At 39.5% G+C, this 435-nt stretch carries 1 protein-coding gene; it reads right to left on the reverse strand.

Going from position 1 to position 435, the window contains the following annotated elements; translation table 11 throughout:
• A partial coding sequence (locus AC3DEV_RS17165; protein WP_488372902.1) for a hypothetical protein occupies window positions 1-435 on the reverse strand: 435 nt, incomplete at both ends.

A 435-nucleotide genomic window follows, 5' to 3' on the forward strand; every position in this document is an offset into this window, starting at 1 on the left:
TACCTCCCCACAGCACTATATTAGCACTACTAACATCATAGAAAAGTCCACCCGACAATCCAGCATCCCTTAAAGACCCTATATGATTAACTGCATAGTTACCACGACTTTCAGTAAACCTATCTCCAACAGCTACAATTTCACCTCCACAGTTTGCATATAAAACATTATTAGTTGTAACTACCCCCCTCATAGTTGGAGCTGTGCCATCAAAATCTGCAACCCTTATTACCGAATTACCTGAAAGTAGTTTGACTTTTAAATTACCATTTCTTTCTGTAATCCCGTTAGTGATAACAGTAGGTGTTCCACCCCACATAAAGATTGCGGATACATAGTTATCTTCTAGTGGTATTACGCTTGTAACATCAGCATCTCGGTAATTCCATGTATAGACAAACGCTTGTCCTATGCCATTTGCCGATGTGGTTGAAT

Source organism: Dietzia sp. IBK-p2-15D (assembly GCF_057773105.1).